At 67.9% G+C, this 24,777-nt stretch carries 31 protein-coding genes; 18 read left to right on the forward strand and 13 right to left on the reverse strand.

All coding sequences use genetic code 11. From position 1 onward, the window contains the following. Window positions 1-73 precede the first annotated feature (73 nt). Entirely contained in the window at window positions 74-346 is a 273-nt protein-coding gene (locus ACIA76_RS35090) for a type II toxin-antitoxin system Phd/YefM family antitoxin (protein WP_397158291.1), read from the forward strand. Next, window positions 343-594: a type II toxin-antitoxin system RelE/ParE family toxin gene (locus ACIA76_RS35095; RefSeq protein WP_397158293.1), complete on the forward strand. Its 252-nt coding sequence runs from the start codon at window positions 343-345 to the stop codon at window positions 592-594. The genes ACIA76_RS35090 and ACIA76_RS35095 overlap by 4 nt, the downstream gene beginning before the upstream one ends. Window positions 595-637: 43 nt before the next feature. On the opposite strand, the gene ACIA76_RS35100 is transcribed toward ACIA76_RS35095, so the two are convergent. Next, window positions 638-790, reverse strand: coding sequence for a hypothetical protein (locus ACIA76_RS35100; RefSeq protein WP_397158294.1), 153 nt, complete (start codon window positions 788-790; stop codon window positions 638-640). 103 nt (window positions 791-893) lie between these two features. After that, on the reverse strand, window positions 894-1,121 hold the full coding sequence (locus ACIA76_RS35105; protein WP_397158296.1) for a hypothetical protein: 228 nt from the start codon (window positions 1,119-1,121) through the stop codon (window positions 894-896). 178 nt (window positions 1,122-1,299) lie between these two features. Here ACIA76_RS35105 and ACIA76_RS35110 point away from each other — a divergent pair, with 178 nt between their 5' ends. Continuing rightward, complete coding sequence (locus ACIA76_RS35110; RefSeq protein ID WP_397158298.1) at window positions 1,300-2,529, forward strand: helix-turn-helix domain-containing protein; 1,230 nt, start codon at window positions 1,300-1,302, stop codon at window positions 2,527-2,529. Between the two features lie 388 nt (window positions 2,530-2,917). Continuing rightward, window positions 2,918-3,790 (forward strand): tyrosine-protein phosphatase, encoded by an 873-nt coding sequence (locus ACIA76_RS35115; RefSeq protein ID WP_397158300.1) that lies wholly within the window; start codon window positions 2,918-2,920, stop codon window positions 3,788-3,790. A 64-nt stretch (window positions 3,791-3,854) separates the two neighbouring features. Here ACIA76_RS35115 and ACIA76_RS35120 read toward each other — a convergent pair whose 3' ends face one another. From ACIA76_RS35120 to ACIA76_RS35135, 4 genes are all read right to left on the reverse strand, one after another. Next, window positions 3,855-4,034 (reverse strand): hypothetical protein, encoded by a 180-nt coding sequence (locus ACIA76_RS35120; protein WP_397158302.1) that lies wholly within the window; start codon window positions 4,032-4,034, stop codon window positions 3,855-3,857. A gap of 142 nt (window positions 4,035-4,176) precedes the next feature. Further along, the gene (locus ACIA76_RS35125; protein WP_397158304.1) at window positions 4,177-4,614 is read right to left on the reverse strand and encodes a TY-Chap domain-containing protein; all 438 of its coding nucleotides are present in this window, start codon (window positions 4,612-4,614) and stop codon (window positions 4,177-4,179) included. 109 nt (window positions 4,615-4,723) lie between these two features. Next, complete coding sequence (locus ACIA76_RS35130; protein WP_397158557.1) at window positions 4,724-4,798, reverse strand: 50S ribosomal protein bL37; 75 nt, start codon at window positions 4,796-4,798, stop codon at window positions 4,724-4,726. 31 nt (window positions 4,799-4,829) lie between these two features. Further along, window positions 4,830-5,651, reverse strand: a complete 822-nt coding sequence (locus ACIA76_RS35135) for an SDR family NAD(P)-dependent oxidoreductase (protein ID WP_397158306.1) — start codon at window positions 5,649-5,651, stop codon at window positions 4,830-4,832. Between the two features lie 518 nt (window positions 5,652-6,169). Between ACIA76_RS35135 and ACIA76_RS35140 the strand changes: the two genes are divergently transcribed. The 9 genes from ACIA76_RS35140 (at window position 6,170) to ACIA76_RS35180 (ending at window position 14,004) form a co-directional block, all read left to right on the forward strand. Then, window positions 6,170-6,811 (forward strand): GAF domain-containing protein, encoded by a 642-nt coding sequence (locus ACIA76_RS35140; RefSeq protein ID WP_397158308.1) that lies wholly within the window; start codon window positions 6,170-6,172, stop codon window positions 6,809-6,811. Window positions 6,812-6,834: 23 nt separating this feature from the next. Continuing rightward, window positions 6,835-7,290 carry a MarR family winged helix-turn-helix transcriptional regulator gene (locus tag ACIA76_RS35145; protein WP_397158310.1) on the forward strand — a complete coding sequence of 152 codons (456 nt, stop codon included), beginning with the start codon at window positions 6,835-6,837 and terminating at the stop codon, window positions 7,288-7,290. Window positions 7,291-7,545: 255 nt separating this feature from the next. Continuing rightward, window positions 7,546-7,761, forward strand: a complete 216-nt coding sequence (locus ACIA76_RS35150; protein WP_397158312.1) for a hypothetical protein — start codon at window positions 7,546-7,548, stop codon at window positions 7,759-7,761. A 261-nt stretch (window positions 7,762-8,022) separates the two neighbouring features. Beyond that, window positions 8,023-8,862 (forward strand): lysophospholipase, encoded by an 840-nt coding sequence (locus ACIA76_RS35155; protein ID WP_397158314.1) that lies wholly within the window; start codon window positions 8,023-8,025, stop codon window positions 8,860-8,862. 76 nt (window positions 8,863-8,938) lie between these two features. Further along, a complete protein-coding gene (locus ACIA76_RS35160; RefSeq protein ID WP_397158316.1) occupies window positions 8,939-9,706 on the forward strand; it encodes a DUF2334 domain-containing protein in 768 nt (255 codons plus the stop codon). Then, on the forward strand, window positions 9,706-10,878 hold the full coding sequence (locus ACIA76_RS35165; protein WP_397158317.1) for a glycosyltransferase: 1,173 nt from the start codon (window positions 9,706-9,708) through the stop codon (window positions 10,876-10,878). Before ACIA76_RS35160 ends, ACIA76_RS35165 begins: the two co-directional genes overlap by 1 nt. A gap of 93 nt (window positions 10,879-10,971) precedes the next feature. Next, window positions 10,972-12,210, forward strand: a complete 1,239-nt coding sequence (locus tag ACIA76_RS35170; RefSeq protein ID WP_397158319.1) for a sensor histidine kinase — start codon at window positions 10,972-10,974, stop codon at window positions 12,208-12,210. 11 nt (window positions 12,211-12,221) lie between these two features. Beyond that, entirely contained in the window at window positions 12,222-12,866 is a 645-nt protein-coding gene (locus ACIA76_RS35175; protein ID WP_397158321.1) for a LuxR C-terminal-related transcriptional regulator, read from the forward strand. Window positions 12,867-12,876: 10 nt separating this feature from the next. Then, the gene (locus ACIA76_RS35180) at window positions 12,877-14,004 is read left to right on the forward strand and encodes a glycerol dehydrogenase (RefSeq protein WP_397158323.1); all 1,128 of its coding nucleotides are present in this window, start codon (window positions 12,877-12,879) and stop codon (window positions 14,002-14,004) included. Here the strand turns inward: ACIA76_RS35180 and ACIA76_RS35185 are convergent. After that, on the reverse strand, window positions 13,955-14,839 hold the full coding sequence (locus tag ACIA76_RS35185; protein ID WP_397158325.1) for a DMT family transporter: 885 nt from the start codon (window positions 14,837-14,839) through the stop codon (window positions 13,955-13,957). The genes ACIA76_RS35180 and ACIA76_RS35185 overlap by 50 nt on opposite strands. Window positions 14,840-14,917: 78 nt before the next feature. Then, window positions 14,918-15,283 carry a darcynin family protein gene (locus ACIA76_RS35190; RefSeq protein WP_397158326.1) on the reverse strand — a complete coding sequence of 122 codons (366 nt, stop codon included), beginning with the start codon at window positions 15,281-15,283 and terminating at the stop codon, window positions 14,918-14,920. A gap of 147 nt (window positions 15,284-15,430) precedes the next feature. Here ACIA76_RS35190 and ACIA76_RS35195 point away from each other — a divergent pair, with 147 nt between their 5' ends. Together ACIA76_RS35195 and ACIA76_RS35200 are read left to right on the forward strand one after the other, a co-directional pair. Continuing rightward, a complete protein-coding gene (locus ACIA76_RS35195; protein ID WP_397158328.1) occupies window positions 15,431-16,324 on the forward strand; it encodes an SDR family oxidoreductase in 894 nt (297 codons plus the stop codon). 39 nt (window positions 16,325-16,363) lie between these two features. After that, entirely contained in the window at window positions 16,364-16,933 is a 570-nt protein-coding gene (locus ACIA76_RS35200) for a TetR/AcrR family transcriptional regulator (RefSeq protein ID WP_397158330.1), read from the forward strand. A gap of 22 nt (window positions 16,934-16,955) precedes the next feature. Here ACIA76_RS35200 and ACIA76_RS35205 read toward each other — a convergent pair whose 3' ends face one another. The 3 genes from ACIA76_RS35205 to ACIA76_RS35215 are packed head-to-tail and all read right to left on the reverse strand — an operon-like array spanning window position 16,956 to window position 19,968. Then, a complete protein-coding gene (locus ACIA76_RS35205; RefSeq protein ID WP_397158332.1) occupies window positions 16,956-18,263 on the reverse strand; it encodes an MFS transporter in 1,308 nt (435 codons plus the stop codon). Window positions 18,264-18,295: 32 nt separating this feature from the next. After that, complete coding sequence (locus ACIA76_RS35210; RefSeq protein WP_397158334.1) at window positions 18,296-18,709, reverse strand: VOC family protein; 414 nt, start codon at window positions 18,707-18,709, stop codon at window positions 18,296-18,298. A 59-nt stretch (window positions 18,710-18,768) separates the two neighbouring features. After that, window positions 18,769-19,968 (reverse strand): alpha/beta hydrolase family protein, encoded by a 1,200-nt coding sequence (locus ACIA76_RS35215; protein ID WP_397158336.1) that lies wholly within the window; start codon window positions 19,966-19,968, stop codon window positions 18,769-18,771. 110 nt (window positions 19,969-20,078) lie between these two features. Between ACIA76_RS35215 and ACIA76_RS35220 the strand changes: the two genes are divergently transcribed. Continuing rightward, window positions 20,079-20,687, forward strand: a complete 609-nt coding sequence (locus ACIA76_RS35220) for a TetR/AcrR family transcriptional regulator (protein ID WP_397158338.1) — start codon at window positions 20,079-20,081, stop codon at window positions 20,685-20,687. Between the two features lie 5 nt (window positions 20,688-20,692). On the opposite strand, the gene ACIA76_RS35225 is transcribed toward ACIA76_RS35220, so the two are convergent. Beyond that, entirely contained in the window at window positions 20,693-21,364 is a 672-nt protein-coding gene (locus ACIA76_RS35225; protein WP_397158340.1) for a TetR/AcrR family transcriptional regulator C-terminal domain-containing protein, read from the reverse strand. A 72-nt stretch (window positions 21,365-21,436) separates the two neighbouring features. Between ACIA76_RS35225 and ACIA76_RS35230 the strand changes: the two genes are divergently transcribed. Both ACIA76_RS35230 and ACIA76_RS35235 read left to right on the forward strand, forming a co-directional pair. Then, window positions 21,437-22,957: an FAD-dependent monooxygenase gene (locus tag ACIA76_RS35230; RefSeq protein WP_397158342.1), complete on the forward strand. Its 1,521-nt coding sequence runs from the start codon at window positions 21,437-21,439 to the stop codon at window positions 22,955-22,957. 274 nt (window positions 22,958-23,231) lie between these two features. Next, complete coding sequence (locus ACIA76_RS35235) at window positions 23,232-23,552, forward strand: hypothetical protein (RefSeq protein ID WP_397158344.1); 321 nt, start codon at window positions 23,232-23,234, stop codon at window positions 23,550-23,552. A gap of 190 nt (window positions 23,553-23,742) precedes the next feature. Here the strand turns inward: ACIA76_RS35235 and ACIA76_RS35240 are convergent, their stop codons facing one another. Beyond that, a complete protein-coding gene (locus tag ACIA76_RS35240) occupies window positions 23,743-24,681 on the reverse strand; it encodes an alpha/beta fold hydrolase (RefSeq protein ID WP_397158346.1) in 939 nt (312 codons plus the stop codon). Window positions 24,682-24,777 lie beyond the last annotated feature (96 nt).

Here is a 24,777-nt window from a genome sequence, read left to right on the forward strand (position 1 = left end):
CGATGAGTACGGTCCCGGTCGAGGAAGGGGAGGTTGGTCGGTGTCCACCCGACACGAACGACTCGGGTTTAACATGAGTACACAGAGCTTGAAGGATCTGCGAGCCAAGCTCGGCACGATCGTCCGTGAGGTCGCCGCGACCGGGGAGGAGGTCGTGATCACCGACAGCGGTACCGAGGTGGCCGTGCTCATCAGCATGGCCGACTACGAGCGGTTGCACGAGCACGCCGACGTTGCCGACGCGCTGCGGCTGCGCCGGATGCGCGAAACGCCCTTCGAGACGATGTCGATGTCGGAGATGATCGAGGCACTGGGCATCGACCCGGAGACGGTCCTCGCGTCGTGAAGATCGCCTTCCATCCCGACACGCTCAAACAGCTCCAGAAGCTCCCGCGCGATGTGTTCGAAACCGCCCTGCAGGCCATCATCGGTCCGAGTGCCGAGCCGCGGCCTTCCGGCGCGAAGAAACTGGTTGGCAGCCACAGCGATTGGCGTGTTCGGATCGGCCGATACCGCATTGTGTACGAGATCGACGACGACGCGCAGTTGGTCACGATCTACATCGTCGCGAAGCGATCAGACGTCTACCGGTAAGGAAACGACTGCCGTCTCCGAGCAGACGCTGCAATCGAGACCCTCACTGTCCCGGCACATCGTCTTCGCCTTCGATGCGCTGCTGAATCTCGTGCACGGAGCGGCCCTTCGGAATCCGCTGCGGCCAGAAGGTGGCGGCGAGGAAGACCGCGAGCGGGATTCCGATCACGATGGCCAAACCCCATTCCCAGGTCATGACGACTTCCTCTTGTCGGAGCGGGTGCGGCCGTCGCGGTAGTACCCGGCTCCGATGGACGCGAGGATGCTCAGGAGGCCGAGCCCGAACGCGATGAACTCGTTCATCGGCAGTCCCAAGCCCGCAGCTGCCACAGCGGAGTGGGTGGCACATTGCCGTCCGGGTCGTCGACGGGCTGAATCTCAACCCGGTAGTCGGGGTTCGAGATTCGTAGTGCGGCAAGGAAGTTCAAGACGATATGTGGTGCGGCGGTGTATTCGAGCGTCGGGTGTTTCACCCCGCCGTTGTCGACATGCACCACTCGTTGCGGCAGCTTGCTGTTCTCGCCCATCGCGCGCCCCGTCCGTCGTTGGAGGGCACCCACCGCCGAGGAGCCGGATCGGAAGTTTCAGCCACGACCCGGCGGCGGGGGCCACGATTAGCGTGGCAAGGGGAGAGGCGCGGATTGTCCCGCAGCGGGACACTCCCGATAGCATGAGGTTCTAGTGCCGTCCCAGGGAAGTGCACACATGTCCGACTACGAACCAGACGAGGGCCGCTTTGTCGGCCGCCAGGTGCGCGCAATTCGTGCCCGGCGCGGGATCTCTCAACAGGTGCTTGCTGATCGGGTCGGCCTCAGTCGTGGCGCTATCGCCAAGTACGAAAACGGGGAACGCCCGGTAGATTCGCGCCGTGTTCTCTACGCGCTGGCCCAGGCCCTGGGCGTGACGGTTGGCGACCTGACCGGCCACGAACAAGACAAGCTCGACCCGTCGGCCGCCGGGTTCCACATGTCTGTCCCCGATATCGAGACCGCGCTATGGACCGAGGGCAACGCCACACCGACTGGGCCGCCACGAACTCTCGACGAGTTGGCCACCGCCGCGCAGCACGCGGCCAAACTCCGCATAGATACCGATTACGCCGCCCTCGGGCCGATGATCGCGCCCATGCTCACCGACTGCTACCGGTACTTGCGGGATGCAACGGGCGCTGACCGTGACCGAGCGTGGGATGTGCTCGCCACCATCGCGCACACCACGGCGGCAGCATTGAAGGCGCGTGGCTACCCCGCGTTGTCCTGGACTGCGGCGCAGCAGGCCGAGCGGGCAGCCGAGGCCATCGGCGGCACAGCGGCTCTCGCCGCAACCGCCTTCGCACGCAGTCAAGTCCTGTTGGCGCGGCCCGGCTCGCTGCCGTCCGCACTGGCGTACGCCGAGGACACCGCCGAGCGGATCGCGCCGGACGTGCGGACGCTCGGCGAAGTCGAGACGCTGGGGATGCTGCACTTGCAAGCGTCATTGGTGACTGCGGCCATGGGGGGTGATCCGGAACCGCATCTTGCGGCAGCTGCCGAGCAGGCCGACCGGCTTCCGCACGCTGAACCAGGTACCTCTATCCTGCGCAATCCGACCTTCGGCAAGGCCAACGTCGCGTTGTGGCGCATGTCGGCCGCGATGGAACGCCGGGAGCCGGGACAGGTGCTCCGGCTGGCACCGACGCTGTCTCCGGCCGAGCTGCCAGCCGAGGGCCGTCGGGCACAGTACTTCGTGGAAATCGGCCGCGCATACGCCATGCAACGCAACTACCGCGATTCGCTGTACGCGCTACTGCGCGCCGAGCACGCCGCGCCTCAGCACGTCCGCAACATGACGCATGTGCGCGAACTGGTCGGGCACATGATGCGTTCGGCGCGAAGCGAACTCACCACCGGCGAACTCGGCAGGCTCGCCCAACGTGTCGGAGCCGTGCCAGCCTGAACCCCGAGCACCCCGCAAGGGCGGGTGCTACTCCGGCGGAGCACGGACCCGTTCGAGGGCAGTCGGTGCGCAGAAAGCACGCAGCATTGCCACAAACGTGGGTTATAGCCAACAAGAGCAAAGCATGAAACTGCTGGTCGCAGGACCAAATTCGAGTCCTCGATACAAGCCGACGCGCGGGTGCGAGTCCGAGCTCCACTTCGACGTGCAAGTCGTAGGTAGCACCCCCGACGCCCCAGCCGAATTCGGCTGGGGCCTCGGCCTTTTCGGCGATTGTCCAGTTCGGATCCCGATGAGTACAGTCGCCGGTCCCGGTCAGTGGGGTAGATGCCCTCCGCTGCCACGGAACACCTCGAAACGCATATCGAGGCCCCTACTGTCCCGGCACATGAAGTTCTCGCTCGTTTCTTTGTTCGGGGCCGCCTTGGCGGTGTGCGCGATGGCCGCGACGACCGCGACCGCCCAACCGGCGGTCGACGCCGCGACCGGGGGGAAGATCGACTTGCAGGGTGCGGTGAACACGCGCGATATCGGCGGGTATCGGACCTATGACGGCAAGACCGTGAAATCCGGGAAGGCCATTCGATCCGATGCGCTCGACGCGCTGACCGACGCGGATGTGCAGAAACTCGGATCGCTTCGGTTGAAACAGGTGATCGATCTGCGAACGCAGGCGGAGGTGGGGGCCCAAGGCCCGGACAAGGTGCCGGCGGGGGTGCCGGTCATCGCGCGGCCGGTGACCGATACGGGCATGTATCTGCAGATGCTGCAGCTGATCAAGTCGGGAGATCCGGCGAAGCAGCAGGCGGCGCTCGGCAATGGCGGGGCCGAGCGGATCATGCAGAACATGTACACCAGCCTCGCCACCGATGCCGATACGACAGCGAAACTGGGACAGACGATTCGCGATCTCGCGGCGACCGACCGTCCCACTCTCGTGCACTGTACGGCCGGTAAGGATCGCACGGGCTGGCTGATGTATGTGGTGCTGCGCGCGGTCGGCGTCCCCGAGCAGACCGCGCGCCAGGACTATCTGCTGTCCAACACCTACCGCGCGGCGGCCGATGCCGCCCTGCGTGACCAGGTGAAACAGGCGGGACTGATGCAGGATCCCGATCTGCTGATCCCACTGCAGGAGGTCCGCGACGAATACCTCGACACCGCGGTGAACGCGATCGGCGATTTCGGCAAGTACCTCACCGACGGTCTGGGCCTGGACCCGGGCACCATCCTGCAGCTGCGCAAGAATCTCGTCGGCTGATCCTCGTACCCATAGTCGAAGCCCCAGCGAAAAGCACTGGGGCTTCGGCCCTTACGTCATCGACTCACAGATGCGGATGACATCCCAGCGACGCGTTGTACACGGCCGCCGGACGCTGCGCGGCCGCCATATTGCGGCGCTCCTCGGGCGTCAGATTGCGGCGCGCCATCGAACGGCGTGCGTAGTCGCGCAGGGCTGGTAGCCAGGGGGCGTGGTCACTGTTTCGGAAGTGCGGACGGTTCATTGCTGTAACTCACTCTCCCCTCTCGGTTGTTGGCGGACTTCAAGTCTCTCACCAAATGCTCGGAAACTCTGTCAAGATTTCATGAAAACGTATGGTGAACTTCGGGTGACAAGCACAGGTCAGCGACGCATCGGCCGTGGCCTCAGAAGACGCGTCGCCGCGCGATCGGTCCCAGAACGGTCAGGTCCAGATCTCCGGACACCTCGGTCCAGCCCATCGCCCGCAGATCGGCCGGGGATTCGATCCCCAGCGCGTCGTGCAGGCCGAAGGCCACCGCACCGGCCAGTTGCAGCAGTCCGGTCCACCCGATCGGCCAGAACAGCATGCGATGCCAGTTCTCGACGTCCTGCGCGGGTGCCGGTGCGCGCCAGCCGAGTTCACGTAATCGCCGATCGGCCGCGATGGAAATCGGTTCGGCCAGATAGTGATTGCCGGTGAGCTCGACCGTCAGCCGGATGTCGTACTGCAGGAACTGCACGTAGCGAGTGCCCGGGGCGGCGATGATCAGCGTGGCGCGCGAGGGCAGTTCGGACAGGCAGCGGGCGAGCGCTCGCGCGAACTCACCCCAGTCCGCTGCCATCGCTTCGCTCATCTGTCCCCCGGCGGCCTTCTCACCGATGGGCCGATCATACGCCGCCGGACCGGTGCCACCGCCGAATTATTTTGTCCGGTAGGACTTTCCGGGCTCGCTACGCTCCGGGGCGCTTGCCGTGATTGGCCTTGCTCTTGCGGCGGTCGCGCTTCTTGCGGGCGCGTTTGGACATTCGAATGCCTTTCGTTCGGTGAATCCCGCGTTCAGTGGATCTCGGTGAGCCGCGCGGTGAGCCGGGACAGCCGGGCGCGGACGCCCTGGTTATCCACCAGCGCAGCGGGTTTCGCGGGCTCGCGCCGGACGTAGTAGCCGCCGTTGGTCACGGCGTACGACGGATCGAACAGCGGGGCGATCTCCGCCGCGACCTCGGCGGCGGGGCGGCCGACGTGGCCGTAGCGCTGCAGCATTCCGGTCTTCAGATTTCCGGGATCGACGCTGATGGCGGTGAACGCGTCGCCGTGGGTCTCGGCGAGCGTGCGGGTGAACATGGTCAACGCCAGCTTGGACTGCGCGTAGACCGGCAGCGGCAGATAGTAGCCCTGCCGACGGTCCAGGTCGTTCCAGGCGATGCTGCCGCCGCGGTGCAGATCGGAGGAGATGTTCACGATCCGGCCGTGCGCGGCGGTGAGCGCCGCGGTCAGCGCCCTGACCAGCACATAGGGCGCGAGATAGTTGACCTGCAGGGTCACCTCATGGCCCGCCGCGGTCCGGGTGCGGCGCTCCGGTCCGACGATGGCGGCATTGTTGACCAGCAGATCCAGGGCGGGCACGGTGCGCGCCAGATCCGTTGCGAGCGCGAGCACCTCGTCCTTCTCGGCGAAGTCCGCGACCACCAGCCGCAGCCGCAGCGGTTCGGCGCCGTCCTTGACCAACTCCTCCAGCGCCTGCTCGCCGCTGACCTGATCCGGTGCGTGCACGATCACGGTGGCGCCGTCATCGACCAGACGTCGGGCCAGCGCGAAGCCGAGACCGCCGGTGGCGCCGGTGACGAGTGCGATACGGGACGTGGAAACTGAATCAGGCATGGCTCTTCCTCGAGGATGGGCGGGACGGCGTCCCGCGGACAGGGGTGAGGGATCAGCGCACCGATCCGGAAGTCTCCGAATCCGCCGCTACCGTGGGTCTTTCAAACGAGAATCCGCCGGAAACGGCGGCGCATCGGGCCGATCCAGACCGTCAGACGGGGCGGGGGCCGCACGACGGCGGCTCGTCCTCACCCCCGAAACCGAAGCGCTCCAAACTCGTCGGCGCCGGTTCCGGACATGCCGACCACCCGCACGCCCCGGCACCTACCGGATCCGCATGCGGGGCACGACCACTCGTGCACAGATCGACCATCCCTCCATCAGACCCGTCCCGACACCCCCGGGCAAGCTCCCGGCCCCGTATTGACGAAACCTTTCCGGCCCCTCCCCTCGACCGAACACCGAACATCCACTACACACCGGATCCCCGCACGACCGACCACGAGACGCCGCCAACCAAGCGAGAACCTTTGGCGGACAGCCGATATCGCCCGTCGACGTGCCCTACGCTCGAAGTCATGGGCATAGATCGGATCGTGGTGGCCACGCTGCCCGGCAGCTCGAGCCGCCTGCTCGCAAGAGGCCGCAACCCCGAGCCGCTGTCGGCGCTGACCGCATTGGACGAGTCCGTCCGGGAGACGACGATCGCCGGTGTCGCCCGGGCCGTCGAGCAGAAGACCGTATCCGACACGGTGCACCGGGGCGCCCGGGTGATCGCTCGGCCGTATTCGACACCGCAGGGCATCGTCACCGCTGTCAGCGTCTGGTCCGGCGCGCCGGACGAGCAGCCGCCATCGGAGTTGCCGACGGGTGCGTGGGTATGGGATATCGACCGCGGAACCTGTCTGGCGAGCCCGGAGATCCACCGGGTGTATCGGATGCCATCCGAGGATTCGGTGGTGGAGATCTCGCGGGCGCAGTCGATGTACGGCGTGACGGCCGCCGCCGAGGAACAAGAGGCGGCGCTGCAAGCCGCTTTCGCGGGCGAGCCCGGCTTCGAGCTGACCCACGAGTGGAAGATCGAGCGCTACGACGGCCGACTACGCAGAATGGTCTGGGCCGCCCGCATGACCAGCGACAGCGACGGTCATCGATGGCTGCACGGCATCACCGTGGATCTCACCGAGGGCGACGGCCGATCGCTGTTGACCTCAATATAGATTGAGGTTCTACGGTGGCGGGCATGCAGTTCTCACACCCTGACAGCGAGCTCGTCGAACAACCTATCGGCTACTGGAGTTGGGCAGCGCATACCTCCGTCGTCGCGCATATTCGGCAGGCACTCGCGACCGTCGGTCTGACGCAACCACAGTGGTGGGTGCTCAATCAGCTCGACGATGCGGCGGGTGCACACAGTCTGGAAGGGCTGATTCGAACTCTGCGCGGCTACCTCGATGTCGGCGATCAGTTGAACGTCGACATCGATGACTTGGTCGCTCGCGGCGTGATCGTGGTCGACGATATGGACCAGGTCGCGATGACCCCCGAGGGGCAACGAATCCTGGCCGCTGCCAAGGAGGTTCAGATCACAGCCCACACAAGAATTCATGGCGGAGTCACCGACGACGATCTCCTGACGACCATGAAGGTTCTGCAGCGCATGATTCACAACACCGACGGGAAGTTCTGGCACCACTAGCGGTGCTCGTCGCGCACGCGGCCGAGGAGTGGAAGTTCGGCGGGGTCGGCACCCAGGCCGGTTGTCAGCGTTTCGATTTCGAGATCGTCGATATCCAAACTTCTGGATATCCACCGGACGATCGTTCACCTACCATATCGGCTGCGGCGCACCACAATTCGATACGGAGCTGCTGGAGTTCTTCGATCGGCATGTGGCGGGGCGGGATGTGACGGTGCCCGGACCGCGGATCACCGTGGGGCGCTTCGACGGTCGGTGGCGCGGCGAGAACACCTGGCCGCCCACCGATTCCCAGCGCGTGAGCGTGGCGCTGCGGCCCGGGTGGAGCTGCCGCTGCTGACCGGCGTCCGGCATTCCGACGTGGTCGGCGCGGTGACCGATGACATCGTGAAATGGGTTGCGGACAAGACCATGACGGTGGGCCCGGGCGTGCTGGATGCGACGGTGAACGTCCCGTTCCCCGGCCGATAATCGCTACTCGTTATCCTCGGTGATCCGCCGGAATGCATACCAGTTCTCCGAGTGTTTCCGATATCCGCACTCGCCCTGGTCTGTTCTGTCGTCCCTTTCTTGCATTTCAGGCTTTCACCTGTGCCAATCCCCGTCTCGCGCGAGCGGACGCACAACATTTGTTCCACACGGTCAGAACGGATGGGGGCGTAGGCCCAATTCACCACGCCGATCAAGACAAATCAGCCCATGCGAGCCGCCCGGACGGTGAACAATGGCGGGATGAGTCGAACCGAGACAGGCGAATTCGCGGGGCGCGGCGGACGGATCTTCTGGCGGGCCTGGCTGCCGGACGGACAGCCGCGCGCGATCGTCGTCCTGGTCCACGGGGTCGCCGAGCATTCGGGACGCTATGAGCACGTGGGCCGGCGGCTGGCCGACAGCGGATTCGCGGTGTACGCCCCCGATCACATCGGGCACGGCCGGTCGGCCGGGTCGAAGGCCAATATCGACTCCATCGACGGTGCGGCGGACAATGTTTCGGCCATGCTCACCCTCGCGTCGGGCGCCCATCCCGGGCTGCCACGATTCCTGCTCGGGCACAGCATGGGCAGCCTGATCACGCTGTGGCTGGCCACACGCGCGCCGCTCGATGTCGCGGGGATCGCGGTATCCGCGCCGCCGCTGGTGGTCGAGGCGGGTAATGCCGCGCAGCGGCTGGCGGCCCCGCTGCTGAGCCGGTTCACGCCGAATCTCGGTGTGCTGAAACTGGATTCGTCGGCGATCAGCCGCGATCCGGAGGTCCGGCGCGCCTACGACAACGATCCGCTGGTCTACCGCGGCGCGCTCCCCGCCCGCACCGCCGCAGAGATCCTGCGGACCGCCGAGATCGTGCGCGGCCGGCTGGACCGGCTGACCGTGCCCACCCTGGTCATGCACGGCACCGGCGACCAGCTCGCCTCCCCCGCGGGCACCGACATCATCGAGCACAATGCGGCGGCGAAGGATCTCACTGTCCGCCGCTATCCGGGCCTGTATCACGAGATCTTCAACGAGCCCGAACGCGACACCGTGCTCGCCGATGTGGTCGAGTGGTTGGAGAAACATCTCGGCGATCGATAAGCAGCAAGATCACGATTTGCCCGGCAACGCCCCGATTGTTCAGCTGTCGGCAACCGGGCGCTGCTAGCGTGCGCGCGTGTCCGCACGTCTGGTGGTGAGTATCCATGATGTCGCTCCGGCCAGTGAGGCCGAGACCGCGCGCTGGTGCGCCGATGCCGACGCGTTCGGAATTCCGGTATCGCTTCTGGTGATACCGGGTCCGTGGCGCGGCCTCCGGCTGTCCGATGCGCCCGAATACGGCATGTTCCTGCGCGAACGTCGCGCCCACGGCGACGAGATCATGTTGCACGGGTGGGACCATCGCGCTCCCGACGACGGCTCCTACTTACGCCGGGCCGTCGCCCGGCTGGTGGCGCGCGGGGCGGCCGAATTCGCCGCCCTCGACGAGATCGCCGCCGACGCCCGGCTACGGCCCGCGATCGCGGTCATGGACGAATTGGGCCTGGCGACAACGGGATTCACCCCGCCAGGCTGGCTGGCCTCCCCGGATGCCGTGCGCCTGCTGTGCCGCGCGGGCTTCTCGCATACGACCGACCACTTCGGCGTGCGCGATCTGCGGTCGGGGCGCCGGCACCGCGGCTTCGCCCTGTCGCAGCGGCCGGGCGGGCGCGGCGAGCAGACCGCGGCCTGGCTGATGCGGACGCTGGCCCGCCGCACGGCGCTGCGCGGCGGATTCGTGCGCATCGCCCTGCACCCCGACGATCTGCACCGCCCCGGCCTGCGCGATGCGGCGCTGCGCGCGATCGATGCCGCCCTCACCGCGGGTGCCCGCCCGATGACCTATGCGGAGGTGATCGGGTGCGCGGGCATGCGGGTCGTCGCACCGCGCGAGGTGATCGGCTGATGCGCATCGTGCAGCTCGCCAACTTCTACACCCCGGCATCGGGTGGGCTGCGTACCTGTGTCGACGAGATCGGCCGCGGCTATCTGGCTGCCGGGCACGACCGCGTGCTGGTGGTGCCCGGACTCGCCGACGCCGATGAGCTCACCCCGGCCGGACGCCGCGTCACGGTGCGCGGGCCGCGCTTCGGCGGGGCCGGATATCACGTACTCACCGCGCGGCGCACCCGGCCGCTGCTGGAGCGGCTGCGCCCGGACCTGATCGAATGCAGTGACAAGCTGAGCGTGCGCTGGCTCGCACCGTGGGCCCGGCGTGCCGGGGTGCCGCTGGTGCTGTTCTCCCACGAACGCATCGATGCCATCCTGCGCCCGCGGGTGCCGCCCGGATTCCCGCTGACGGCGGCCGCGGATCTGGCCAATCGGCGGCTGTCGGCCCGCGCGCATCGCATCATCGTCACCTCGGGTTTCGCCCGCGACGAGTTCACCCGCATCGGCGCGCGCAATGTGCATCGGATTCCACTGGGCGTGGATCTCGCGACCTTCCGCCCGCTCGACCCGTTCATCGACGCCGGACCGCTGCGACTGGTCGACGAACACCGAAACGACTGGGCCGCAGCACTTCCCGCCGTCGATCGTTCCGTGGTGAGTCTGGTGATGGTGAGCCGGCTCTCGCGAGAGAAGCGGCCGGGCCGCGCGATCGACGCCCTGCGGCTGCTGCGCGAGGGCGGCATCGATGCCGAGCTGACCGTGATCGGTGACGGCCCGCTGCGAGATCGCCTGCGGGAGCGGGCATCCGGACTGCCCGTCACGTTCATGGGGCATATCTCCGACCGCAACACCGTGGCCCACATGGTCGCCGCCGCCGACATCGCCGTCTGCCCCTCCCCCGCCGAAACCTTCGGCCTGGCCGTCCTCGAAGCGCTGGCCTGCGGCACCCCCGTGGTGGTCCCGCGCGAGGGCGCCGCCCGCGAACTGCTCGGCGCGCCCGGCTCCGGCATCGAATGCGACGGCACCCCGACCGGCCTGGCCACCGGCATCTCCACGCTGCTGGCGATCCCGGAATACTCCAGGCGCAGCGCCGCCCGCCGCAGCGCCGAACGCTTCCCGTGGTCCACCACGGTCACCGAGCTGCTGTCGGTCTATGCCGACTTCGAGCCCGAGGCCCGCTCCGCGTGAGGCCGACCGCTGCCCGCGGGTGGGGCTAGCCCTACCCTGGTCGGCATGCTTACCGGGTGGAGTACCGAGCCAGCGCCCGGGATGGTGAACGGCATGTCCGCGATTCGACGCACGCTGATCTATCTGCTGTCCGGCTTTCCCCTCGCGCTCGTCAGCTTCACCACGCTGGTCTGTGGTCTGCTGCTGGGCTTCGCATCGTCCGCGATCTGGGTCGGTCTGCCGCTCCTGTTCGTCATACTGCGGGCCGCACGGGTTTTCGCCGCGATCGAGCGACGGCGGATCGCCGCCGCGACCGGGTACGAACTGCCGCCCGCCTACTACGCCACCTCCGAGGGCAGTCTGCCGCGCAGGCTCTGGGCGATGCTGCGGGATCCGCAGTACTGGCGCGATGCGGAGCACGGGGTGTTGATCATGCCCGTCGCCCTGTTCACCTGGGCTGTCACCATCATCTGGGTCTGCGCGGCGGTGCTGGGGGTCCTGTCGCCGATCTACGGATGGATGCTTCCCGGCTATCCCGAGACCTCCGGCCTGGCCGATCTGCTGGGCATGCACAGTCATCTGGCCAACATCGTGATCAATACGCTGTCGGGCCTCGTCTTCCTGCTCACGGGTCCCCGGATGCTGCGCGCGCTGGCCGCCCTCCAGATCGGCCTGGCCCGCGCACTGCTGGCCGATGAGAAGGCCCAATTGCGTGCGCGGACCGAACAACTCACCACCAGCCGCAGCGCCGCCGCACAGGCCGAGGCGCAGACGCTGCGCCGGGTGGAGCGCGATATCCACGACGGGCCACAGCAGCGCCTGGTCCGATTGACCATGGACCTCGAGGCGGTGCGCCGCCGCATGAACGACGACCCCGACGCCGCACGGACTCTCGTCGACGGGGCGCTCACGCAGAGCCATGAGGCGCTGCGGGAATTGCGCGCGGTATCCCGCGGCATCGCACCGCCGATCCTGATCGATCGCGGCCTCACCGCCGCACTCGACGCGGCGGTGGCCCGCTGCCCGGTCCCCGCCACGCTCGACTGCGATCTGCCCGAGCGCGCCCGGCTCGCCGAATCGGTCGAGAACGCGGCCTATTTCGTGGTCAGCGAGGCATTGACCAATATCGCCAAACATGCGTACGCCACCGGCTGCACCGTGACGGTGACCACCGAGACCGCGACCCTGTGGCTGCGGGTCGCCGACGACGGCGTCGGCGGCGCGCATCTGGGCAAGGGCCACGGCCTGGCCGGTCTGGCCGATCGGCTCGCCGGGGTCGACGGCCGGCTCGACGTGCACAGCCCCGCGGGCGGGCCGACGGTGCTGACCGCCGAGATCCCCCTGCACCGGTAGGATTTCCGCTCGTGCGTGTGGTGCTGGCGGAGGATTCGCTGCTACTTCGGGAGGGTCTGGTCCGGCTGCTCGACGAGGCGGGCGCGACAGTGGTCGAGGCCGTCGGCGACGGCGAGGCGCTGATTCGCGCGGTGGTCGACCATCGACCCGATATCGCGGTCACCGATGTGCGGATGCCACCGTCGTTCGGCACCGAGGGATTGCGCGCCGCGCTCGAGGCGCGGCGTCTGGTGCCGGGTACGGCGGTGCTGGTGCTGTCCCAATACGTCGAACAGACCTATGCCACCGATCTGCTCGCCGAGGCGGGACTCGGCGGCGTCGGCTATCTGCTCAAGGATCGAATCTCCAAGCTGGAGGAGCTGTCCGACGCCCTGCGCCGAGTGGCCGACGGCGGCACCGTACTCGATCCGGAGGTGGTCACCGGGCTGTTCGCCCGCCGTCGGCGCGGGCCGCTGGACGCGCTGACCCCGCGCGAGCGCCAGATCCTCGACCTCATGGCCCAGGGCCGCACCAACCGGGCGATCTGTCAGCGGCTCGAGATCAGCGAGGGCGGTGTGGAGAAGCATGTCTCCTCGATCTTCGCCAAGCTGAACCTGCCGCCGTCGGACAGCGACCATCGCCGCGTCCTGGCCGTGGTGGCCTGGCTCAGCGCGTAGCGTGGTCGCAATGCTGAGTGTGTTCTCCTCGCCGGGTCATTACGTGCAGGGGCGCGATGCCACGGCCGCGCTCGGGACGGAGATGACGCGGCTCGGGATCGGCGGACCGGTGCTGATCGTGGCGAGCGGCAGCGCGCGGCGATTACTGGCCGACACCTGGGACCGGTCGCTGACCGAGGCGAAAATCGTTTATTCCGTCCATGATTCGGGCGGGGAGTGCAGCCGCGCGGAACTCGCCCGGATCACCGCCGCCGTGCGCGACACCGGCGGCACGGTCGTGCTGGGCGCGGGCGGCGGCAAGGTGCTCGATGCGGCCCGCGCGGTCGCCGACGATCTGGCGCTGCCCATGATCAGCTGTCCGACCACTGCCTCCAGCGATGCCCCGTGCAGCGCGCTGTCGGTGATCTACAGCGACGCAGGCGAATTCGAGGCCTATCAACTCGTCCAGCGCAATCCGGCGCTCGTGCTGGTCGATACCTCGGTCATCGCGCAGGCCCCACCGCGGCTGCTGGCCGCCGGGATGGGCGATGCGCTGGCCACCTGGTTCGAGGCGCGCACCTGCACGCTGGCGCGGGTGCGCAATATGCGCGGCGGCGCGTCCACGCGCAGCGCGACCGCGCTCGCCGAACTCTGCTACAACACGCTGCTGGCCGATGGCTCGCAGGCCTTGGCCGCCGTGCGCGAACATGCCGTCACCCCGGCGCTCGAACGCATCGTCGAGGCCAATACCCTGCTGTCCGGTCTCGGCTTCGAATCCTCCGGCCTGGCCGCCGCGCACGCCGTCCACAACGGGCTCACCGCCGCGCCGCAGACCCGGCCGTTCCTGCACGGCGAGAAGGTCGCCTTCGGCGTGCTGACCCAATTGGTCCTCGAAGGCGCGCCCGCCGCGGAGATCGATACCGTCCTGAACTTCTGCACCGAGGTCGGCCTGCCCACCACCCTCGCCGCGCTCGGCCTGGCCGACGCCGAGGCGGAAACCTTGTCCGCCATCGCCATTCGCGCCACGGCCGCGGGCGAGACGATCCACAACGAACCCTTCGCGGTCGACGCCGCGATGACCCTGGACGCGCTGCGCGCCGCCGACGCCCTCAGCCGACGGGCACCGGCCGCGGCGACTCGCGCTCATCGTGCAGGGTAGGCGAATTCGCCAGGAGCACAATTCCTCCCACGATGAGCCCGGCGGCCAGGGCCAGCGGCAGCGGATACACCCGGGCGGGGCTGGTGAACAGCGTGAGGCCCGCGGTGTAGCTGAGGATCGGGTCGGTGATGGTCATGGTGGTCAGGGCCGTGGGCAGCGAGCCGCGCGCGAACGCCTCCTGGGTCAGGACCGCGCCGATCCCGGTCGAGAGCGGAACTCCCACCAGCGCCCAGCTCAGCTGCGGGAGGGCGGCGGCCGAGATCGACACCAGCACGGCCGTGGTGGATACGCACCACCCCGAGGCCATCGCGATCAGCGCGGCACGCCACTGCGTGGATCGAACTGTCTGCGCCACCGCCAGCAACAGCAGCACCGCCACCGGAACCACCAGGGCGGCAAGGGGTAACCGATCGGTACGCACCGAGCCGTGCGGCACACCGTGTGCGATCAGCACCACCAGCCCGCAGCACACCGCCGCGGTCCCCGCCCAATCCCGGCGCAGCAGTCGCCGACGCCGCCGCCCCGCGGACAGCGGCAGCGCGAACAGCAACTGCACCACCAGCAGCGCCTGCACCATCGGCAGTGCGGTGAACCGCAGCGCGGCCGCATGTAAGACGAATCCGGTCGCACTGGCCCCCTGACCCACCAGCCACCGCCGGTTGGTCACCAGCGTGCGCGCGATCCCGATCACCGCGAGCGAGCGGCCCTGCGTCGGATCGGCCAGCGCCGCCCGCCGCGCACTGCCCTGCTGCAGCGCCGCCGCCACCGCGAAAAGCAAGGCGGACAGCAGCGCCAACCCGCCACCGACCACCTCGACACCGACCAATCCGATCATGAGTACATCCTGAGCACCACTGGTGAACCCCGGTTGGCCGCCGCATGGACGGCGGTCATCGCGAACCGGTGCGAAACCTCACGCCTCGACGGTGGCGACGGTGTCTCGGCCGTAGTTGGTGGCGTAGGCGTTCTCGACGCCGACCAGCAGGTCGACGACCTCGAAGTAGTGGTCCCAGAACGGTGTCTCGCGCAGCGCCTCGACCACCAGTTGGTACGAGTGGTGATCGCGCGCCTCCCACACCCAGATATCGGTCACCCGGGCCGAGTAGAACTCGGTATCGAAGAAGCGCGAGCGCACCCCCTCCACCTTGTCCCGGACGGCGGGCAGGATCTCGGTCTCGAAGGCCCGGAACCGCTCTTCGACGGTCAGGCTCAGCCAGGCAGGCAGCGTCTTCACCAGCATGAACGCGGTCAGATTCGGTTCGAATGCCGTTGTGGTCATAGCACTTTCCTTTCGTCGGCGCCCGGAACCATTCCGAGTCACCGTGCACCGAAAGGCTAGCAGATTCGATACACGATGTCTCGATTCCCTGCTATCGTTTCGATGCACAGTGACTCGGAACTACATCATTCGAAGGAGAACAGGCATATGCGTGTATTCGTCACCGGCGCCAGCGGCTGGATCGGATCGGCGACCGTCGACGAGCTGCTCGACACGGGACACGGGGTCGTCGGGCTGGCCCGGTCGGACGCCTCGGCCGCGGCGCTCGAGCGCAGGGGCGCGACGGTCCTGCGCGGTGATCTCGACGATCCGGACTCGTTGCACCGCGGCGCTTCCGAGGCCGACGCGGTCGTCCATCTGGCCAACAAACACGACTGGGGCAATCCGGCCGAATCGGATCGCGCCGAGCGGGCCGCGGTCGCGACCATGGCCGAGGCACTGGTCGGCACCGGGCGGCCGTTCGTAGTCGCCAACGCCCTGTCGGGTCTGGTCGAGGGGCGTTCGGTGCTGGAGACCGATCCCTCGCCCGCGGTGGGCCCGGGATCCGATCGCGGCGGCAGTGAGAATCTCGCGCTGGACTACGTCGACCGCGGCGTGCGGACCGTCATCACCCGATTCGCGCCCTCGGTCCACGGGGCGGGCGACTGGGGTTTCGTCACCTTCCTCGTGGCCGCGGCCCGTCGGCGCGGCGTCTCGGGCTATCTCGGCGACGGCTCGGCGACCTGGTCGGCGGTGCATCGCTCCGATGCGGCCCGGCTCATCCGGCTCGGCCTGGAAAACGCCTCGGGCGGAACGCGTCTGCACGTCGTGGCCGAGGAGTTCGTCACCACACGGGCGATCGCCGAGGCCATCGGTCGCGCCCTGGATCTGCCCGTCGTCTCGGTCGCCCCGGCCGATGCCGGGGAGCATTTCGGCATCGTGGGCAGCTTCTTCGGCATGACCATGACCGCCTCGAGCGAGCTCACCCGCAAGGCCGTGGACTGGGAGCCCACCGGGCCGAGCCTGATCGAGGATATCGACTCCGGCGCCTACACCCGCTGAGCGCGATACCGGTACACGATGCCCCGATATGGTGTCGCTATGAGTAAGTCTGCCGCACCGGGGCGGCCACGCAGCGAATCCGCCCGCGCCGCGGTCCTGCACGCGGTCGACGATCTCCTCGTCGAGACCGGCTATGCCGCGATGACCATGAAGGGCATCGCCGAACGCGCCGGAGTGGGCCGCCAGACCGTCTATCGCTGGTGGCCCACCAAGGCGCACATCCTGATCGAGGCCTGCGCGGACGACGCGCGGGGCGAACTGACCATCGCCGCGCACGCCGATCCGGTGCGCATGATCACCGAATTCCTGGTCACCCTCGCGCAGTTCCTCACGGCCTCACCCGCGGGCGCGGCCTACCGCGCCCTGCTGGGTGAGGCCCAGCACGACGGCGAGGTGGGCACGCTCCTCGCCGCCGCCGACATCCTCGGCGCACCGGCCCGCGTGGTGCTCGACCGCCTCGCGCCCACACTCCCCGGCCTGCCGCAAGATCGACTGGCCGTCGCCGAACTGTGCGGCCCGATCGTATTCCTCGTGATCACCGGCGACACCCCGCCGTCGCGCCGGGATCTGCGCGCGCAGGCCCAGCGGCTCGTCACCACCTGGGCATGATCTCCAATCGTGGTGGGCCCCATCACCTTTCGTTCGTCGCGGGCGGGCGCAGGGCGAGGGCTCCCAGGCCCGCGAGCACCATGCACACCCCGACCACCCACAGCCCCGCCCGCTGGGTGCCGGTGACATCGCGCAGCCATCCGGTGATGTAGGGCGCGGCGAAACCGCTGATATTGCCGAGCGAATTGATCAGCGCGATACCGCCGGCCGCGGCCGCACCGGACAGGAAGGCGCCGGGCAGTGCCCAGAAGGTGGGCAGCGCCGCCATCAGGCCGACGGCACAGACGGTCACCGCGGTCATGGCGGCGAACGGATCACCCAGGTACAGCGTGACGGGGATGGCCAGGCCGCCGATCACCGCGGGCAGGGCCACATGCCACCGCCGCTCCCCCGTGCGGTCGCCGTGGCGACCCCACCACACCATCGTCAGCGCGGCGACGGCATACGGCACCGCGGCGATCAATCCGCGCTGCACCACCGAATAGTGCACGCCGTACTGCTGCTGGAATCCAGCGACGATGGTGGGCAGGAAGAAGGCCAGCGCGTACAGGCCGTAGACGAGGCCGCCGTAGATCGCCGCCAGTCCGAGCACCCTCCTATCGGTCAGCGCCTTGCGCACGGTCCAGTGCTCGCGGCGCTCGACCGCGACCCGCTCGCGCTCGAGTTCGCCTGCGAGCCAATCCCTTTCCCCGGGCGTGAGCCAGCGCGCCTGCTCGGGCCGATCGGTGAGATACCACCAGGTCACCACGGCCAACGCCAGCGCGGGCAGTCCCTCGACCAGGAACATGAACCGCCAGCCCCGCAGCCCGAACACCCCGTCGCCGTACTGGATGATCAGACTCGACAGCGTGGACCCGAGCGCGGTCGAGATCGGAATGGCCGTCATGAACAGCGCCACCACTCGCGCGCGATGGGCCTGCGGGAACCAGTACGTGAGATACAGCAGGATTCCGGGGAAGAAGCCGGCCTCGGCCACACCGAGCGCGAAGCGCAGCACGATCAGCACGGTCGCATTCGGCACGAACGCCATGGCCGTGGCGATCACACCCCAGCTCACCATGATTCGCGCGATCCACCGCCGCGCACCGAACCGATGCAGTGCCAGATTGCTCGGCACCTCCAACACCAGATATCCGAGAAAGAAGATGCCCGAGGCGAATCCGAAGACCGTCTCGCTCAACGCCAGATCGGTCTTCAGCCCGCTCGGCCCGGCGAAGCCGATATTGACCCGATCCAGCGAGTTGACGACATAGAGCAGACCCAGAAACGGCACGAGCCGCACGCCGACCTTGCGCAGCGTCCTCCGGGAGACATCGGTGTCCGATAGCACCTGCGTACTGTCCGTGTCCGGATTGCCGGACGTCAAGACCCGGAAGGGGGATAGACGGCGATCTCCACGAGATTCCCGTCGAGATCGCGACAGTAGTGCGAGGTCATCTCGCCCAGCGCACCGATCTTGGCGAGCGGTCCGGCGACGATCTCCACCCCGCAGGAGATGAGATGTGCGCGCACGTCTTCGGGCGTCGCGGTCGTGACGAAGCACAGATCCTCCGACCCCGCCGCCTCCACCGCGCCGGTCGTCCAGTTCGGATCCGCCGCGAGCGCGCCCAGCGGGCGCAGATTGATCTTCTGATTCCCGAATGCCAGCGCCGTGCGGCCGGATGGCCCGAAGGTCTGCGCGCGCATGCCGAGCACCCGCTCGTACCATGCGGCGGTGGCCGCCACATCGCGGCAATTGAGGACGATGTGATCGAACCGCTCGACGGCAAACCCCATGCGGCGCACGCTACTCCGCGTGGGGGCCCGGCCCGCGCCGGGCCCCGATGCGCCGCGACTCACGCGGCGGCGGTGCCGTCCAGCCAGTCGAAGACGCGCTGATGGGTGAGCAGCATGGCACCCACATGGCAGTGCTCGCCCGCACCCTCGGCCTCGGTGCCGACGATGTAGTCCTTCGGACAGCTCAGCGCCTTGTACATCCGCTCGGCCTCGCCGCCGAAGAACTGGTCGTTCTCCGCATCGAGAACCAGTGTGGGGCAGGCGATTCGGTCGACCACACCGGCGAGGGTGTATGCCTTGGTCTTGCGGATGTAATCGGCCGGTCCGGTCGCGGCGAAGGTCCAGTTCCCGTTGCGCATCGCCCAGCGCAGTTGCGTGCTGTACGCGGTCATCAGTGCCACAACGGAATTCACCTCGGCGTCGCGACCGGCCTCGATCCACTCGTTCAGGAACGGCGGCAGCATGCGCAGGTGGGGGGCGTGGTAGTCGAACAGGCCGTCGTCGAGGATCAGTGCGGCCAGGCGCGGTTCGAAGGCGGCGGCCCGGGCGGTCAGATAGCCGCCGAGGCTGTAGCCGAACAACGCGATTCGGTCGGCGTCGACCTCCGGCAGCGCGACGGCGAAGTCGACCACGGGCGTGATCACCGCCTCCCAGTCCGGCCGGAACGGCAGGCCCTGTTCGCGAATCACCGCACCCTGCCCCGGCCCGTCGAAGGCGAGCACCTGATATCCGCGCGCCACGGCCGCCGCGGCGAGCACGAAATACGCCTCCTCCAGGGTGGAATCGAAGCCGCTGTTGAAGATGATCGTGGGCCGCGGCGCGCCGGAGTCGTCGACCAGGAACAGATACCCCGGAAGTGTGGTGTCGGCGTAGGGAATCGACACCGCGCGCACGGGGGTGTCGAGCAAGGGCGCCGCGGCGGCGAAGGTTTCGCGCGACAGCCGCGAGAGCTCGTGCATCACGGAATCGCCGACCGGGTGCTCGCGCCGGTAGAACTCCGCGGTGCGGTAGTAGTTCGAGGCACGCAACAGTGCCTCGCGTGCGCTCACCCGATGACCCCGCGCCAGGCAGTCGCGGCCGATCGCGTGCACTCGCTCCGCGGTGGCCCGCCACTCCCGCAGCCAGGAATCGTCGTCACCCTCGGTGATCCGGGCGGCGGTGGTGAGCACCTCGCCCAGTTCGGCGCCGCCATAGCAGGCGAAGCCCGCCGCGCGCAGCGTCTCGAACGAATAGGACTCATCGTCGAATAGGAACTTCATGGCGTTGACCTCGTCACTTACGTCGATACGTTAGCGTTTCTTCGTACGAGCTCAACGGTAGAACACTGGACGTCGATACGCAACCGTTTCCTCGTTGATAGAGTGTTTCCATGAGCACCCGACGTACCCCCGCGGGCGCCGCGGTCATGCAGCCTCAGGTCACCGCCGCGATCCGGGCCGCCGCCTTCACCGAGTTGGCCGAGGTCGGTTACGGAAAGCTGTCGATGGAGGCGGTCGCCCGGCGCGCGGGCGTGAGCAAGCCAACCCTGTATCGACGCTGGCCGTCCAAACAGCAGCTGGTGCTCGCGCTCATCGCCGAGGTGGCGGTGACCGCGGCCGAGACGCCCGACACCGGAACGCTGCGCGGGGATCTGCGCGCCTTCCTCGAGGTGACCGCGGCCGGGCTGGCACATCCCTTGGCGGCCCGCATCATTCCCGATCTGCTCGCGGAGGCGGTGCGCACGCCCGCACTGGCCGAGGCGCTGGGGACCGGGCTCGGCGAGCAGCGGCGCGAGCGGGTGGCGGAACTACTGCGGCGCGGTATCGAGCGCGGTGAGCTGCCCGGGGATCTGAATATCGAACTGGCCCTGGACTTCACGGTCGCGCCGCTGTTCTGGCGGCAGACGCTGCGGGGCGGTACGACCGATCCCGGATATCTGGACGAGCTCACCGAGATGGTGTTACACGCACTGCGCGCTTCCCCGAAAGGCCGTGCCTGACAACACTATTCACCCAGTCCGATGCAGCGCATCCCCGCCAGCACCACGCGCAGTCCGTCCTCGAATCCCCTGTCGGTGTCGGGATCGAACAGATCGTTACGGGCCGCGGCGCTGAGCGGGAAGCGTTCGGGATCGAGGATCGCGCTCATCTGCTCGTCCCCATAGGGATTGACGTCGCCGTAGTCGATCCCGGTGCGGGCCTGCTCCTCGATGGTGAATCCGACGGTGTAGTGCAGGAGCACCCCAAAGGTGCGCGCGGCCGTGCGCAGCTCGAAACCCGCGTCCTGCAGGGTGCCCAGGGCCAGTTCGGTGGTGCGGAAGACGAACGGATCGGTGACCCAGGTTCCGGCGAAGACCCGTGCGCCGTCGCGATAGCGCAACATGGTGCGGCGCAACCGCCTCGCCCATTCGGCCGACCACTCATCCCAGTCGACCCCGCGCCGGGGCGCCTCGATGCCCCCGATCGCATCGACGAACATCATCGTCGCCATCGCGTCGAGCAGTTGCCGTTTGTTCTTGACGTGCCAGTACAGCGCGGGTGCTTGCACAGTCAGCCGCGTGGCCAGCGCCCGCATGGTCAGCCCGTCCAGGCCCACCTCATTGAGCAGGTCCAGGGCGGTGCGCGCGATCAGCTCGACGGTGAGCTTGGCGGGCGGGGCGGTCTTCGGCTTCGGCACACTTGACAGCTTAACATCGTTCAGCGCATCCTTAACGTCGTTCGATTTAACGTTGTTAAGGAGGTGGTCGCGATGGCGACCGTACTGATCGCCGGTGCGGGTCCGACGGGCCTGATGCTGGCATCCGAATTGCGTACGGCCGGAGTAGATGTCGTGCTCGTGGACCGGCTCGCCGAGCGCAGCGGGGAATCACGGGCGGGCGGTATGCATCCGCGCACGATGGAGGTGCTGGATCAGCGCGGCATCCTGGATCGTTTCCTGGCCGAGGGTCGCCCGCTGCAGGTCGGGCACTACTCGGGCCTCGCATTGGATTTCAGCGACTTCCCGACCCGTTATCCCTACACGCTGGTGCTGCTGCAGTACCGCGTCGAGCGACTGCTCGAGCAACGCGCCGCCGAACTGGGCGTGACGGTGCGGTGGTCGACCGAGGTGATCGGCATCGATCAGCACGACGACGGTGTCGAGGTGACGGTGCGCACTCCCGCCGGAATCGACACGCTCACAGTCGATTACGTGGTCGGCTGCGACGGCGGCCGCAGCGCGGTGCGCAAGCTGGCGGGCATCGACTTCCCCGGCACCGACGCCACCCTGACCTCGATTCTCGGTGACGTCGAATTGGCCTCTCCCCCTGAGGATCTGGGATCCATGCAGCGGTACGAGCACGGCGGTCTCCTGGTGTTCGACTTCGAACCCGGCTGGTACCGGGTCGTGACCACCGAATACGACCGGGTGCTCGATCGTGACACGACCGTCGACGTCGAGGAGCTGCGCCGCTCGCTGATCCGCATCGCCGGAACGGATTTCGGCATGCACAGCCCGCGCTGGATCTCCCACTTCGGCGACGCCGCGCGCCAGGCCGACCGCTACCGCGCGGGCCGCGTCCTGCTCGCCGGCGATGCCGCGCATATCCACTTCCCCGCGGGCGGTCAGGGCCAGAACCTCGGCATCCAGGACGCGGTCAACCTCGGCTGGAAGCTGGCCGCCGTAGCCACCGGCCACGCGCCGGACACCCTGCTCGACACCTACGAGAGCGAACGCCACCCCGTCGCCGCCCGCGTCCTGCACAACACCCGCGCCCAAACCGCCCTCGGCCGCCCCGGCCCTCACACCGAAGCCCTCCGCGAAACCGTCGAAACCCTCGTCGGTTTCGACGACGTCAACCGCTACCTGGCCGGCATGATCAACGCGCTGGACCTCCACTACCCCCTCGGCGACGCCCACGCTCTCCTGGGCCGCCGCATGCCCGACCTGGACCTGAAGACGGCCGACGGCGACACCCGAACCTTCACGCTGCTGCACAACGCCCGCCCCGTCCTGCTGAACCTGGGCCACCCCGCCGACCTCCCCGCCCTCACCGCGGGCTGGTCCGACCGCCTCGACCTCATCACCGCCCGCACCGAGGACATCCACCCGAGACTCCCCGACATCGGCCCGATCGAGCTCCCCACCGCCCTCCTGATCCGCCCCGACGGCTACATCGCCTGGGCCGCCACCGAATCCGACAACACCCCGGCCCTACTCGACGCCCTCACCACCTGGCTCGGCCCCTCGAGCGACTCGAGGACGACGGACAGCACGAAACCCGGGCATTGACAGCCGAACCCGACCGCGGAGGGCGTGCCGATGCGGGAGGTCGCCCACCTCGTCGGCACCAACCGCAAGGCGCGGTGAGCATGGGAGGGCGTGTCGCTCAGGCGAGTCCGACCCCGGGCTGACGAATTTCGCGGATACCGAGACTCGATGCCCGAACAGACTGGATCATGAAGCGGTGCCAGGCATTTCGTGCGCACCGACACTCGCCGGTTACCTGAGCAGCTACACAGCGGCGGAGTGGAGACAGTCTCATCAAGGATGAACGGAGCGAATAATGCAGATCCGATTTCTCGGCGGTGCAGGCGTGAACGACGACACAGCGACCCTCGTCGTAGGTAATCCCGTCATGATCAGCGCGATCGCAATCGACGATAACGACCAGCCCGTGCAGCCGATGGACGCGACCTATGCCTGGACCTGGCCTGACTGGCTGCCCACGTACCCCGAAGGTTACAAGTGGCCCGCAAACGCTCAGCAGACCCAGTTCAAGGCAACTGATGATCTCGTCGGCAGGACCGCGGAGGTCGGTGTAACGATCACCGCCAAAAACGGCCAGCAGGTGTCCAAGTCGCTCAAGTGCACCATTGTCAATTAGCCCTGGACCTGTCGACCGCGAATCACGACCGCTGGCAACCTGGCTCGAGGTAGCGGTGTGAAGATCGGACGGCGGCAAGGCGAGCAGTCACATTGCCACCCTTGATGATCGGGTAGCGGGGATCCAGCCTCGGCCCTCGCTACCCGACCACAAGCACACCCCGGCACGCAGCGCCGAATACGGTGGCCGCTCAGATCGACTGCGGCGCAGAACGTCTGGCGGCCGAGGAGGGGGTGCCGCATGACGGGGCTTGCGCGATCAGGCGGGGCGGTCGGCGGCGAGGAAGGGCAGTATGAGGCTGAGTAGTTCTCGGGGGCCGGTCCAACGGGATGATGTGACCGCAATCCGGAATGACGTGTCCTGTGAGATTCTCGGCGATGAGACGTAGTTGTCGCTCGAGCGCATCGCCGACCGGGTGGGCGCCGATGGCCAGGGTGGGTGTGGTGAACCGACCGGCCGCCGCGGCGTCGTTGATCTGGTGGGCGCTGGTCGGCAGTGCGCGGTAATAGGAAAAGGCGCAGCGTAGGGCATCGTGTCCGGTGTAGGCGTCGACGAACGCGTCGTGGATATCGGCCCGCACGCCCCGGCCACGGGTGCCAGTGGTGAGAAACCATTCGATATACCGCGCCTCCTGGCCGAGCAGGACCGTTTCGGCGAGGCCGGGCACGGCATGGAATCCGAACCACCACGGCGGGCCCGCGGCAAGGAAGTCCTCGGCGCCGGGGAGTGTGCCCAGCAGTGCTTCCATGACCACCAACTGCCGTACCCGATCGGGGTTCCGCAGGGCGAGCAGGACCGCGACCGGGGTGCCGGCATCGATCGCGACCACGGCCGCGGTGGGTTCGCCGAGGGCATCGAGGATCCCGGAAATATCGGCGGCCAGCGTGCCGGCGTCGTAGCCGTCCGGTGCACGACTGGTGGCGCCGAATCCGCGGAGGTCCGGGGCGATGACCCGGTAATGCGCGGACAACGGGCCGATGATCTCGCTCCACAGTCGCCAGGTATGTGGAAAGCCGTGCAGCAGAACGACCGCGGGGCCGGTGCCGGCAACGGCGACATTGGCGCGGATGCCGTTGGTTTCGATCCGGCGCAGCTCGATCGACGCGGCATGGAAGGGCGTGCGGGACATGGAATCTCTCAGTAGTTACCATTGGTTACCAGAGAACGGTAGGTAACCTCAGTTGCGCTGCCAAGACGGCACATTGGCTACAGGTGGTGAGGTCCA

This window comes from Nocardia sp. NPDC051570, assembly GCF_044454005.1.
In the GTDB taxonomy this organism is placed as follows: domain Bacteria; phylum Actinomycetota; class Actinomycetes; order Mycobacteriales; family Mycobacteriaceae; genus Nocardia.

What these genes read in the sequence shown, in the direction of transcription:
- ACIA76_RS35235 (WP_397158344.1), top strand. Translation starts at nt 23,232, where the DNA reads ATGCAGATCCGATTTCTCGGCGGTGCAGGCGTGAACGACGACACAGCG.
- ACIA76_RS35100 (WP_397158294.1), bottom strand. Translation starts at nt 790, where the DNA reads ATGACCTGGGAATGGGGTTTGGCCATCGTGATCGGAATCCCGCTCGCG.
- ACIA76_RS35185 (WP_397158325.1), bottom strand. Translation starts at nt 14,839, where the DNA reads ATGATCGGATTGGTCGGTGTCGAGGTGGTCGGTGGCGGGTTGGCGCTG.
- ACIA76_RS35200 (WP_397158330.1), top strand. Translation starts at nt 16,364, where the DNA reads ATGAGTAAGTCTGCCGCACCGGGGCGGCCACGCAGCGAATCCGCCCGC.
- ACIA76_RS35195 (WP_397158328.1), top strand. Translation starts at nt 15,431, where the DNA reads ATGCGTGTATTCGTCACCGGCGCCAGCGGCTGGATCGGATCGGCGACC.
- ACIA76_RS35120 (WP_397158302.1), bottom strand. Translation starts at nt 4,034, where the DNA reads ATGAACCGTCCGCACTTCCGAAACAGTGACCACGCCCCCTGGCTACCA.
- ACIA76_RS35190 (WP_397158326.1), bottom strand. Translation starts at nt 15,283, where the DNA reads ATGACCACAACGGCATTCGAACCGAATCTGACCGCGTTCATGCTGGTG.
- ACIA76_RS35145 (WP_397158310.1), top strand. Translation starts at nt 6,835, where the DNA reads ATGCAGTTCTCACACCCTGACAGCGAGCTCGTCGAACAACCTATCGGC.
- ACIA76_RS35125 (WP_397158304.1), bottom strand. Translation starts at nt 4,614, where the DNA reads ATGGCAGCGGACTGGGGTGAGTTCGCGCGAGCGCTCGCCCGCTGCCTG.
- ACIA76_RS35105 (WP_397158296.1), bottom strand. Translation starts at nt 1,121, where the DNA reads ATGGGCGAGAACAGCAAGCTGCCGCAACGAGTGGTGCATGTCGACAAC.
- ACIA76_RS35220 (WP_397158338.1), top strand. Translation starts at nt 20,079, where the DNA reads ATGAGCACCCGACGTACCCCCGCGGGCGCCGCGGTCATGCAGCCTCAG.
- ACIA76_RS35165 (WP_397158317.1), top strand. Translation starts at nt 9,706, where the DNA reads ATGCGCATCGTGCAGCTCGCCAACTTCTACACCCCGGCATCGGGTGGG.
- ACIA76_RS35180 (WP_397158323.1), top strand. Translation starts at nt 12,877, where the DNA reads ATGCTGAGTGTGTTCTCCTCGCCGGGTCATTACGTGCAGGGGCGCGAT.
- ACIA76_RS35090 (WP_397158291.1), top strand. Translation starts at nt 74, where the DNA reads ATGAGTACACAGAGCTTGAAGGATCTGCGAGCCAAGCTCGGCACGATC.
- ACIA76_RS35210 (WP_397158334.1), bottom strand. Translation starts at nt 18,709, where the DNA reads ATGGGGTTTGCCGTCGAGCGGTTCGATCACATCGTCCTCAATTGCCGC.
- ACIA76_RS35140 (WP_397158308.1), top strand. Translation starts at nt 6,170, where the DNA reads ATGGGCATAGATCGGATCGTGGTGGCCACGCTGCCCGGCAGCTCGAGC.
- ACIA76_RS35155 (WP_397158314.1), top strand. Translation starts at nt 8,023, where the DNA reads ATGAGTCGAACCGAGACAGGCGAATTCGCGGGGCGCGGCGGACGGATC.
- ACIA76_RS35215 (WP_397158336.1), bottom strand. Translation starts at nt 19,968, where the DNA reads ATGAAGTTCCTATTCGACGATGAGTCCTATTCGTTCGAGACGCTGCGC.
- ACIA76_RS35110 (WP_397158298.1), top strand. Translation starts at nt 1,300, where the DNA reads ATGTCCGACTACGAACCAGACGAGGGCCGCTTTGTCGGCCGCCAGGTG.
- ACIA76_RS35170 (WP_397158319.1), top strand. Translation starts at nt 10,972, where the DNA reads ATGTCCGCGATTCGACGCACGCTGATCTATCTGCTGTCCGGCTTTCCC.
- ACIA76_RS35135 (WP_397158306.1), bottom strand. Translation starts at nt 5,651, where the DNA reads ATGCCTGATTCAGTTTCCACGTCCCGTATCGCACTCGTCACCGGCGCC.
- ACIA76_RS35230 (WP_397158342.1), top strand. Translation starts at nt 21,437, where the DNA reads ATGGCGACCGTACTGATCGCCGGTGCGGGTCCGACGGGCCTGATGCTG.
- ACIA76_RS35115 (WP_397158300.1), top strand. Translation starts at nt 2,918, where the DNA reads ATGAAGTTCTCGCTCGTTTCTTTGTTCGGGGCCGCCTTGGCGGTGTGC.
- ACIA76_RS35240 (WP_397158346.1), bottom strand. Translation starts at nt 24,681, where the DNA reads ATGTCCCGCACGCCCTTCCATGCCGCGTCGATCGAGCTGCGCCGGATC.